Genomic DNA, 11130 nt, shown 5'->3' on the forward strand with positions numbered 1-11130 from the left:
TCAATTAGTTGGCGGCGTTGCCGTGGTCAAGTGGAAGCCGACGCTGCGATAAGACTTATATCGGTCGCGCGCCAACTGTTTCAAATTTTCTTCGTAAGGCACGAAGTCTACCACTTCATGGAAAGCAGTGGCAAAACCTGCGAACTCCGGCAGTAGACTAATCAGCAGGTCGCGCGGGGCATTTCCACGTCGCTCTGGCCAGGCCAATTCGACGGGAGCGCCATACTTTGGCCCTTCACCGGCCAGATTATGCGGCACAAATTGATCCGGAGCCCGCTGCCACAGCGCTTCATCCAGCCTCTGGGCTTGCTCCTGACTTTCACAGGCGATCAGCACCCGTTTACCTGCCCGCCAATGCTCAGCGGCAATCTCGCAGGCCAATGCTTCATGAGCGCGCAGCTCACCGGCAGGCGTGTCGTGTTCAAGTAGATAGAAAGTAGCGTTTTTCATAGGCTCTTTAACCACGCAAAGGGCACGAAAGTGTGCCCTTTGGATAACATCATGTATATATACCCAAAATGATTAATCGTCGCCGTTCAGCCCCGCGCGATTCAACAAGAACTGAGACAACAACGCGACTGGTCGGCCGGTTGCACCTTTGTTCTTGCCTGAACGCCATGCAGTCCCCGCGATATCTAAATGCGCCCAGCTATATTTGCGGGTAAAACGTGATAGGAAACAGCCCGCAGTAATGGCACCACCCGCACGGCCACCAATGTTTGCCATATCAGCAAAATTGGAGTCCAGTTGCTCATAGAACTCATCACCCAGCGGCAAGCGCCATGCGCGGTCACCCGCCTGTTCGGATGCGCCAATCAACTCGTGAGCCAGTGGATTGTGATTCGACATCAAGCCGGTGATGTGATGGCCCAATGCCACGACACATGCGCCGGTCAACGTGGCGATATCAATCACCACTTCTGGCTCGAAACGCTCAACATAAGTCAGCGCATCGCACAATACCAAGCGGCCTTCGGCATCGGTATTGAGCACTTCGACGGTCTGCCCCGACATAGTGGTGAGGATATCGCCAGGGCGATAAGCACGGCCACCCGGCATGTTTTCGCAACCTGCCAGCACCCCAATCACGTTCAATGGCAATTGCAGCTCAGCGACCACCCGCATCACGCCATACACTGTTGCCGCGCCACACATGTCATACTTCATTTCATCCATGCCCTCGGCCGGCTTGATGGAGATACCACCGGAATCGAAGGTTAGTCCTTTGCCCACCAGCACAATTGGCTTAGCGTCGGGATTCGGATTACCCTTATATTCTATCACTGACATTAATGATTCATTCTGCGAACCATGGCCAACAGCCAGATAAGAGTGCATGCCCAACTCTTTCATTTGCTGTTCACCAATCACGCGAGTGATGATGTTGGTGCTAAATGCATCGGCCAATTGGCGCGCTTGAGACGCCAGATAGGCGGCATTACAAATATTCGGCGGCATGTTACCCAAATCTTTCGCCGCTTTAATACCGGATGCCACCGCCAGGCCATGCTGAATGGCGCGCTCACCGCTGGTCAGTTCACGGCGGGTTGGCACATTGAACACCATCTTGCGCAACGGGCGACGAGGCTCGGTTTTATTGCTTTTAAGCTGATCGAAGGTATAAAGCGTCTCTTTGGCAGTTTCGACCGCTTGGCGCACTTTCCAGTAAGTATTGCGGCCTTTGACATGCAGTTCAGTTAGGAAGCACACGGCCTCCATTGAACCGGTGTCATTAAGGGTATTGATGGTCTTCTGGATCACTTGTTTGTATTGGCGCTCATCAAGCTCACGCTCTTTGCCACAGCCAATTAACAAGATGCGCTCGGAGAGAATATTCGGCACATGGTGCAGTAACAGCGTCTGCCCGACTTTGCCTTCAAGTTCACCACGGCGCAATAAAGCGCTGATGTAGCCATCACTAATTTTGTCGAGTTGTTCGGCAATGGGAGATAGACGGCGGGGTTCGAAAACGCCGACTACAATACAGGCACTGCGCTGTTTTTCCGGGCTGCCGCTCTTTACACTGAACTCCATGCACTCTCCTGAATCTTAAAGACAAAGGCGGGAGCTACCGCTAGAATGTAGCACTCCGCAACGATCTCTCTCCGTTGTGTTAACGACGTGTGTTAACCTTAACGGCATAAGTTGTTTTGTTTTGGCGACTATAAGCATGTTCCTATAGGACACCTAAACGCTAGATGTTGTAATACTATTTTAGCTGTGAAGGTTGCCATATGATGAGAATAAATGGCGGATTAACGATGAAACTATCGATTTTCCTGCAAAAAGACAAGTTTTCACAGGCGTATTAGCGTGATCATCATTAGATATCTGGTACGGGAAACACTTAAGAGCCAAATTGCGATTCTGTTCATCCTGCTATTAATCTTCTTTAGTCAGAAGTTAGTTCGGATATTAGGCGCTGCGGTTGATGGTGAAATCCCGACGAACTTAGTTTTATCCCTTTTAGGGCTTGGCGTGCCAGAAATGGCGCAACTTATCCTGCCATTGAGCTTATTCCTTGGCTTGCTAATGACTTTGGGCCGATTGTATACGGAGAGTGAAATCACCGTGATGCATGCCTGCGGCATGGGTAAGAAGTCCTTGATTATGGCTGCATTAATTTTGGCGTTGATCACCTCGGCGCTTGCAGCAGTTAACACTATTTGGCTGGGGCCCTGGTCGTCTAAACATCAAGATGAAGTCTTGAGTGATGCCAGAGCGAACCCAAGTCTGGCCGCTTTGGCTGGCGGGCAGTTTAAATCTTCAACGGATGGCAATTCAGCCTTATTTATCGGTAATGTGTCGGGCAAAGAGTTTAACCGTGTATTTTTGGCACAATTGCGGCCAAACGGTAATCAGCGCCCCTCGGTTGTCGTGGCTGACAGTGGTTATATGACTGAACGGCCCGATGGCTCACAAGTGGTTATCTTGAACAAAGGTACCCGCTATGAAGGCACTGCGTTATTACGTGACTTCCGCATCACTGATTTTGTCGATTATCAGACCATCATTGGTCATCAGGAAGTTCAGCAAGATAACTCTGTGGCGGAACAGATGACAATGCGCCAACTGTGGCATGCCACCGAGCCTGAGGCCCGAGCTGAATTCCACTGGCGTCTGACATTGATTGTATCGGTCGTGATTATGGCATTGTTGGTGGTGCCGTTGAGCGTGGTCAACCCGCGTCAGGGCCGAGTATTAAGCATGTTACCGGCGATGTTGCTGTATCTGATTTTCTTCCTACTGCAAACCTCGCTGCGCTCCAATGCCAGTAAAGGCAAATTGGACCCGCTAGTATGGCTATGGGCAGTGAACGGTGCTTATTTGGCTCTGGCCGTGTTGTTAAACCTGTGGGACAGTCTGGCTGCCCGTAAGTTACGCGCCCGTTTGAGAGGTATTTTCTGATGTTTGGCGTATTAGACCGTTATATCGGGCGGACTATCCTCAATACTATCTTGATGACCTTATTCATGCTGGTGTCGTTATCCGGCATCATCAAGTTTGTCGAACAGTTACGTAGAGTCGGGCAGGGTGATTATTCAGCCGCTTCGGCCGGGATGTTTACCTTACTGACGATACCAAAAGATATTGAGATTTTCTTCCCGATGGCTGCGCTGCTAGGGGCGCTGCTGGGCTTGGGGTCACTGGCTACCCGTAGTGAATTGGTGGTTATGCAAGCCTCTGGTTTTACTCGGATGCAGATTGCCGCCTCGGTGATGAAAACCGCTATTCCGCTAGTGTTGCTCACCATGGCCATCGGCGAGTGGGTTGCACCACAAGGCGAGCAAATGGCGCGTAATTTCCGTGCGCAGCAAATGTACGGCGGTTCATTGCTATCAACACAATCTGGCTTGTGGGCAAAAGACGGCTCCGACTTTATTTATATCCAGCGCGTATCGGGCGACAAAGAGCTCACTGGGGTCAATATTTATCATTTTGATAAACAGGATCGTTTGCTCTCGGTTCGCTATGCGGCCACCGCCACTTTTGAAGACAATCTGTGGCGTTTATCGCAAGTTGATGAATCTGACCTCAGTAATCCTAATAAGGTGACTGGCTCGCAGACATTAACCGGTGAATGGAAAACGAACCTGACACCCGAGAAACTGGGGGTGGTTGCCATGAATCCAGATTCACTCTCTATCAGTGGATTGCACGATTACAGCAAATATCTGCGACAAAGTGGCCAGGAATCGAACCGCTACGAACTGAACATGTGGGGCAAGATATTTGCGCCATTCTCGGTTGCGGTGATGATGCTGATGGCGCTGTCATTTATCTTTGGTCCGTTACGCAGTGTGGCAATGGGGGTTCGGGTCGTCACCGGTATCTTCTTTGGTTTTGTTTTCTACGTATTGGATCAGATTTTTGGCCCACTCAGCTTGGTTTACAATATCCCGCCGGTGATCGGCGCGCTGTTGCCGAGTATACTTTTTCTCCTAATCAGTGTTTATTTGCTGCTAAAACGCCGTTGATGGCGGTTTTTTCAACACTTAGACTAAACATGATGGGATAACAGTTGCATGCGGATCTCAGGTAAGTATAATTCACCTCGTTCTCCGCATACTACTTCAGTGCCGAAGTGGCGAAATCGGTAGACGCAGTTGATTCAAAATCAACCGCCGCGAGGCATGCCGGTTCGATTCCGGCCTTCGGCACCATTAGTATGTAAATAGACCTCAACTGAGGTCTTTTTTTATGCCTGAAATCCAGTATTTACCCATCATTCCCGCTATATTAACTCTCTCAAGGTCAATCGACTTCAACGTACATCTACCAACAGATGTTGGTACAGATGATGGTATTTCCGGTTCGATAATGCTTGTACCAACAGGGAGGGGATAAGCATGGCTCTAACAGATATCAAAGTCAGAACAGCTAAGCCAACAGATAAGCAATATAAGCTGACTGATGGCAACGGTATGCATCTTCTCGTCCATCCCAATGGTTCTAAATACTGGCGTTTGCAATACCGATTTGGCGGAAAGCAAAAAATGCTGGCTTTAGGAGTTTACCCTGACGTATCTCTTGCAGATGCCAGAGCCCGCCGTGATGAAGCTCGTAAGCTTTTGGCAAACAGCATCGATCCGGGAGATAAAAAGAAAAATGATAAGGTTGAGCTGGAAGAAGCGCGTACTTTTGAGCAGCTTGCTATTGAGTGGCATGCCACAAATAAAAAGTGGTCGGAAGAACATAGTCGACGAGTGCTCAAAAGCCTAATGGACAACCTCTTTCCAGCCATAGGTAAGCGGAATATTGCTGATCTCAAAACTCGAGACCTGCTAGCCCCAATCAAAGCGGTAGAGTTGTCGGGGCGACTAGAGGTGGCATCCCGTCTACAGCAGCGCACTACTGCAATTATGAGATATGCCGTTCAGAGTGGTTTACTTGATTACAATCCCGCGCAAGAGATGGTTGGTGCTGTCGCTTCAAGTAACCGTCAGCATAGACCTGCATTAGAGTTGAAACGTATTACCGAACTGCTTCAACGGATTGATAACTATACCGGCAGGCCTCTAACTCGCCTTGCTGTTGAGCTAACCCTTCTTGTTTTCATTCGTTCCAGCGAATTGCGTTTTGCCCGATGGTCTGAGATCGATTTTGAAACATCAATGTGGACGATTCCAGCCGAGCGAGAAGCTATCGAAGGGGTAAAACACTCACAGCGTGGCTCAAAAATGCGCACACCTCATTTGGTGCCGTTATCTCGTCAGGCGTTAGCAATCCTTAAACAGGTACACAAACTTAGTGGCGATCGCGATTTTGTTTTCATTGGCGATCACGACCATCGCAAACCGATGAGTGAGAACACGGTGAACAAGGCGCTGCGCGTTATGGGTTATGACACGAAGGTAGAGGTTTGTGGACATGGTTTCAGAACAATGGCCTGTAGTTCGTTGATTGAGTCTGGATTGTGGTCGAGGGATGCCGTGGAACGGCAAATGAGCCATATGGAACGTAACTCAGTACGTGCTGCTTACATTCATAAAGCTGAGCATCTGGATGAGCGCAGACTGATGCTGCAGTGGTGGGCTGATTTTCTGGATGTTAATCGGGAAGGGGTAGTGAGTCCTTTTGATTTTGCGAAAATTAATTCAGGGAAATAGATAAGCCTTATTGAGTATAGTATTTGTAACATACGACATAGTGTTGCTGGCGATCTATCTCCAAGAGGACCTTTGATAAAAAAATGTCAGTAAAGCAGGCATCTGAACATGAGGATGGTTGGATGTCTGCTTTAAGCTTCACTGAATAGATTAACAAATACTTAATTTCATCTATTTACATACTTCAGGAAGCATGCTTTTAATTGGCGTGTTTTTGTGCAACTGTTCCCACGAAAATAATATCATGATCTTAATATATTTTCTCGATGCCATTTTAGATAGTGATGATGCTGTGCCGAGAATGGTGGGATATTTTCAGGTAAGTTTAGTTGTGTTTTTACTTCAAAATCAAGTTCAGTGCTAATTAAGATGTGCCCATTATTACTAAATGACAGCCATCCTTGGTCAAAAAGAGCATCAATATGAGCTGCCAATATTATTCCATTATAAGGATCCAGTCGCTCATGACCATTCTGGCACGCGGCCCAAGGCTTAATATGGCTAGCCCTTAACAGAGGTTGAAAAGAAATACCAGTTATAGGACAGGCAGGGAACAGTTTAAGGCATTTTTTCCTGAATTCACCTTGTCCAAGCCTTGAAGCGATTAATCGTTCTTTCATCGTTTCATCCAGACTTTTATCTTGTTGAATAGGTAATATATCAGCCAGTTTTTGTTCTGAGGGGGTTATCGACAGCCAAGATAGAATTTTTTGTTCAATAAGTGACTCTGATAGTTTGTTCATTTTGTTCATAACAGTCTGAGCAGACAACGGGAGCTCGCCAGGAGAACCATCAGCATTCCGCCAGCCTGTGCGTACAACACTTAGCCACGAATCAAAACGATCACGGTGGTTTTTTAGACTGTTATAAAATTCAATTCTCGTCTTACCTGCACCAAATGTTGGATAAAATAGTGATATTGCAGCTTTCCATGTGTCAACACCTAGAACTTCAGGAGGCTTTTTTTTTCCATACTTAGCCGAGACTGTAATTAAAATTGTGTAATTGCCTGTTTTTGATATGTTCACTCCAACAACGGAGACAGGCAAATTATGGACGAGAAGAAACTTAAAGCTCTCGCTGCAGAACTGGCTAAAGGCCTCAAAACCGAGGCCGATCTCAATGCGTTTTCCCGTATGCTGACGAAGCTTACCGTCGAAACAGCGCTCAATGCAGAGCTGACTGAACACCTCGGACACGAGAAAAATGCCCCAAAAACCGGTTCAAATACCCGCAACGGCTATTCATCCAAAACGCTGCTGTGCGACGATGGCGAGATTGAACTGAGCACGCCTCGTGACCGTGAAAATACCTTCGAGCCACAGCTTATCAAGAAAAATCAGACGCGTATCACGCAGATGGACAGCCAGATTTTGTCCCTGTACGCCAAAGGCATGACAACCCGTGAAATCGTCGCCACATTCAAGGAAATGTACGATGCGGACGTGTCACCCACGCTGATATCTAAAGTCACCGATGCGGTTAAAGAACAGGTTGCTGAATGGCAAAGTCGGCCTCTGGATGCGCTGTATCCCATTGTTTATCTTGACTGTATCGTGGTGAAAGTTCGTCAAAGTGGTAGCGTGATAAACAAAGCGGTGTTCCTCGCTCTCGGCATTAATACTGAAGGTCAGAAAGAACTTCTGGGCATGTGGCTGGCTGAAAACGAAGGGGCGAAGTTCTGGCTCAGTGTGCTGACGGAGCTTAAAAACCGGGGCCTTCAGGATATTCTGATTGCCTGTGTGGACGGCCTGAAAGGCTTCCCGGATGCGATAAACAGCGTGTATCCACAGACGCATATCCAGCTTTGCATCATTCACATGGTGCGCAACAGCCTGAAATACGTGTCGTGGAAGGACTACAAAGCCGTCACCAGCGGACTGAAAACGGTGTATCAGGCTCCGACAGAAGCGGCGGCACTGATGGCGCTGGATAACTTCGCGGCAACCTGGGACGATAAATACCCGCAAATCAGCAAAAGCTGGCGTGCGCACTGGGGAAATCTCAATACGTTCTTTGGCTACCCGCCCGACATCCGCAAAGCCATCTACACCACTAATGCTATCGAATCGCTGAACAGCGTGATCCGTGCAGCTATCAAAAAGCGCAAAGTGTTCCCGACAGACGACTCAGTGAGAAAGGTTATTTATCTGGCGATCAAGGATGCTTCAAAAAAATGGAGTATGCCGATCCAGAACTGGCGGCTGGCGATGAGTCGTTTTATTATCGAGTTCGGTGACCGCCTGAGCGATCACCTTTAATATGGTGGCAGTTACACAGAATTATTTACAGGGTCACTTAGCCAGATACCAAGCTACTTCTAATAATCCACTTTCATATGTATTCATTTTTTTTATCCTTAGCACGAAGATTCATTTTTATATCAAGCTGAACAAATTAAATCAGACTAATGATATTTGTGTTTATAAGAGAGTACAGATGATCACTAAGTGCTTCTGGAATCCCTCCGCCTGTAATAAGAACTCCTGCTTCAATGTTTCTCTCCATGGCATACCCAGTTAGATTTGCGCTTGTAATAAAACAAGTGTGACCATCGGCAACAATTACTTTCGCATGCACGCGACCTTCTGAAAATTCATTGTTTTTATTATTCCAGGCGTAAATATGTGCGCCAGGTATAAGCGTCTGCATCTTACCGATTATATCAATATTGATACTGCCACCATGCTCTTGTGAAGATTCCAGCAACATTGTAATGGTAACGCCACGCTTTATAGCCATATTCAATTCATTCACAATACTCGACACATCATAGGCAACAAAGCTGGTAATAAATAAAGACTGTTTTGCCGCATTGATTATTTGTAGCAGCACTTGCTCTGTACGGCGAACAGATACAAAAGGTGTTGTTGGACCAGTCCATACAAGTTCAGTACTTTGCTCAGAGCTAACTTTAAAGTAAACATGGCTTGCAGCAAGAAGCATAGATGCTAGTTCATCTGAACTGACCATGGTGTTTCGCCATGCAATTGCTAGTCTCTCAATAGCTTTACTTGCCTTGGGAGTTCCTACTGCACCTGGCAGTACCAGCAGAGCCTTGCAGGCTTCAGTCCGTCGAATTCGGCCAGCGATCGCTTGTATCTTTTCAGGAGAAACTAGACAAACTAGCTCGGCAACAGCATCTAAGAGTTCATCCATGTTAAAAACCCTTAAAAAATGCAGCGTGAATACGCTCAAGTGTTGGTACTAATAGTGATCGATCCAAATAGCGATTGCCTTGCTCACAAGAGGTTTCTGCTACCAGAGTACATGCATGGCAGGCTGCGGCATGTAATGACCGATCTTTCTCCGGGTTATGTTCAGAACATAGTGGGTCAGAAGAACAGATCTTAGAACGATTTAATGCTTGTACCAGCAGGCGACCAAGATTCTCTGGTTTACCAAGATCTACAAGACCACCCAGTGTGCCATCAGAATCAGCTGCTGCCGTGTAGATCAAGATACCAGCTTGTGGACTGCCGTTTGATGTATCAGCATAGATACGTTCGCGAATACTTGCTGCGTTGTATCCACATTCCAGGGCTAGTTCACGGATCAACAAATGAGATAGGGTATGCAGCATGGCATATCGGATACCTGGGTAATCTTCATTCGGATCGAGATTACGAGAGTTACGCCAACCGGTATGCCCACCACGAAGCATCTTGTCTACTTGCTTGACGGCATCCAGTGATTCCCAATCTACAAGAGCTTTTTCATCGAATTGGATGAAGATACCTTCCCCATGCACCTGGTTAGCTGGCACCCATTCAGGTTTATTGCGTGCCAAGCTAGCCATCTGAGGACGTTCATTTATCTCTCCGGATCCTTCTGGCGCCTCTACTCGAGTAAAACCAAGCAGAGCATTAACCTCTCGTAGTCGTTCAAGTAGTAATACACGGCTGATGTACGGTATGAATTGTGCTGGGGTTCCGATCTTCTTACTCATGAAGTGTGGATAATCCGTGGGAGGGTTGGCCTCTGTCAGCACTTCCCATTCTGGACCTTTGATATCGGCTTCACCTACAAATTCGCTATCGCCACCAGAACGATGCATTTCGATGGCTGACCAGATGTCTGACACGCTATATTTGTCGATTCCAGGGAGACCGCCAGTTAGCTTGAGTGTCTGCACAACGATGGGAACCATGACTTCAGCTGTAATTGCTTCAAAGAACGGCCATCCATCTTGAATCAACTGACTGAGAGGATTTTTTGTTTGGGGTATGGCCAATGCAGAAAGCGTTATCGGAAACCAGCTGTTTGTGGCTCCTAGCAGTACTGCCCGTGGTTCTTCACCGCAGTCAATGTCGAATTGATCCAAATGTGGGTGGCGACCTCGACAAGCTGGAAGATTTTCTTTACCGGCTTTGCCGAAGGCATGGGCCATGCTTCGTGATGCCTCACAGCTATCACACCGTACCCACAGGTTTTCGGTTTGTAAGGATGCACCGCTCTCAAAGAAGCGCAGTGTCCCTTTGCAGGTACTATTGCCACCATGGACAAAGTAGTGCCAAGGAAAGTCATCTAGGTGACCGTCACGACAGGCAAGCAGAAAACGTGCTGGAACGGCATCAGCATCCTTAGCGGGTAAATTCCTTTTAGAACCTGTACAACCTTTGTGAACAAAGCGAGTTCGTTCGGCCCTGAATCGATCCTCTCTGATCTCAAGCAGACCATCATCAAAGGGCGACAACAAACCACACTTTACACAGCGCATCCAGCGAGGAAATGGACGAACAGGTACACCTATGTTGGCCTCGGCTGACCAAGGGTCAACGAGCTCACTTTTCTGAAAGGGCGGCATTCTCAAATTTTCGACTTGTGATCCTAATACTTTCCGAACAGCAGCAAGAAGCCGGGCCTCTTGAATTGGCTGGCAGCGATCTCGCTCCCACTGGTCAATACCTAGTGTCACTACAGATAGGCTCGGTAGATCGATTAGCGCGCCAGGCCCATAAGTCCATAGCAACTGGCTTGGGCGTACTTCGCCGACTGGAGTTTTGTTATTGATGATCAT

General features: G+C 47.7%; 9 protein-coding genes and 1 tRNA gene. 5 read left to right on the forward strand and 5 right to left on the reverse strand.

All coding sequences use genetic code 11. The features are described 5' to 3' along the window. Together D5F51_RS02735 and pepA are read right to left on the reverse strand one after the other, a co-directional pair. On the reverse strand, positions 1-450 hold the full coding sequence (locus D5F51_RS02735) for a DNA polymerase III subunit chi (protein ID WP_129195535.1): 450 nt from the start codon (positions 448-450) through the stop codon (positions 1-3). 72 nt (positions 451-522) lie between these two features. Beyond that, a complete protein-coding gene (gene pepA / locus D5F51_RS02740; protein WP_005175279.1) occupies positions 523-2034 on the reverse strand; it encodes a leucyl aminopeptidase in 1512 nt (503 codons plus the stop codon). A 279-nt stretch (positions 2035-2313) separates the two neighbouring features. Here pepA and lptF point away from each other — a divergent pair, with 279 nt between their 5' ends. From lptF to D5F51_RS02760, 4 genes are all read left to right on the forward strand, one after another. Next, positions 2314-3408 (forward strand): LPS export ABC transporter permease LptF, encoded by a 1095-nt coding sequence (gene lptF / locus D5F51_RS02745; protein WP_025379638.1) that lies wholly within the window; start codon positions 2314-2316, stop codon positions 3406-3408. Further along, entirely contained in the window at positions 3408-4478 is a 1071-nt protein-coding gene (gene lptG, locus D5F51_RS02750; RefSeq protein ID WP_025379637.1) for an LPS export ABC transporter permease LptG, read from the forward strand. The genes lptF and lptG overlap by 1 nt, the downstream gene beginning before the upstream one ends. Positions 4479-4579: 101 nt before the next feature. Then, positions 4580-4664, forward strand: a tRNA-Leu gene (locus D5F51_RS02755). 186 nt (positions 4665-4850) lie between these two features. Further along, positions 4851-6110, forward strand: coding sequence for a tyrosine-type recombinase/integrase (locus tag D5F51_RS02760; protein ID WP_129195536.1), 1260 nt, complete (start codon positions 4851-4853; stop codon positions 6108-6110). Between the two features lie 242 nt (positions 6111-6352). Here D5F51_RS02760 and D5F51_RS22565 read toward each other — a convergent pair whose 3' ends face one another. Continuing rightward, on the reverse strand, positions 6353-7132 hold the full coding sequence (locus D5F51_RS22565) for an HNH endonuclease (RefSeq protein ID WP_391592406.1): 780 nt from the start codon (positions 7130-7132) through the stop codon (positions 6353-6355). Positions 7133-7162: 30 nt separating this feature from the next. On the opposite strand from D5F51_RS22565, the gene D5F51_RS02770 reads away from it, so the two are divergent. After that, complete coding sequence (locus D5F51_RS02770; protein ID WP_129195537.1) at positions 7163-8371, forward strand: IS256 family transposase; 1209 nt, start codon at positions 7163-7165, stop codon at positions 8369-8371. A gap of 136 nt (positions 8372-8507) precedes the next feature. On the opposite strand, the gene drmC is transcribed toward D5F51_RS02770, so the two are convergent. Together drmC and drmB are read right to left on the reverse strand one after the other, a co-directional pair. Beyond that, the gene (gene drmC / locus D5F51_RS02775; RefSeq protein ID WP_129035726.1) at positions 8508-9269 is read right to left on the reverse strand and encodes a DISARM system phospholipase D-like protein DrmC; all 762 of its coding nucleotides are present in this window, start codon (positions 9267-9269) and stop codon (positions 8508-8510) included. A 1-nt stretch (position 9270) separates the two neighbouring features. Further along, a complete protein-coding gene (gene drmB, locus D5F51_RS02780; RefSeq protein ID WP_046458785.1) occupies positions 9271-11130 on the reverse strand; it encodes a DUF1998 domain-containing protein in 1860 nt (619 codons plus the stop codon).

Source organism: Yersinia hibernica, from assembly GCF_004124235.1.
Taxonomy (GTDB): Bacteria; Pseudomonadota; Gammaproteobacteria; order Enterobacterales; family Enterobacteriaceae; genus Yersinia; species Yersinia hibernica.

Bases quoted from the DNA above. Each gene is read 5' to 3' on its own strand.
- pepA (WP_005175279.1), bottom strand. From the start codon at position 2,034: ATGGAGTTCAGTGTAAAGAGCGGCAGCCCGGAAAAACAGCGCAGTGCC.
- D5F51_RS02735 (WP_129195535.1), bottom strand. From the start codon at position 450: ATGAAAAACGCTACTTTCTATCTACTTGAACACGACACGCCTGCCGGT.
- drmB (WP_046458785.1), bottom strand. From the start codon at position 11,130: ATGATCATCAATAACAAAACTCCAGTCGGCGAAGTACGCCCAAGCCAG.
- lptG (WP_025379637.1), top strand. From the start codon at position 3,408: ATGTTTGGCGTATTAGACCGTTATATCGGGCGGACTATCCTCAATACT.
- D5F51_RS02760 (WP_129195536.1), top strand. From the start codon at position 4,851: ATGGCTCTAACAGATATCAAAGTCAGAACAGCTAAGCCAACAGATAAG.
- drmC (WP_129035726.1), bottom strand. From the start codon at position 9,269: ATGGATGAACTCTTAGATGCTGTTGCCGAGCTAGTTTGTCTAGTTTCT.
- D5F51_RS02770 (WP_129195537.1), top strand. From the start codon at position 7,163: ATGGACGAGAAGAAACTTAAAGCTCTCGCTGCAGAACTGGCTAAAGGC.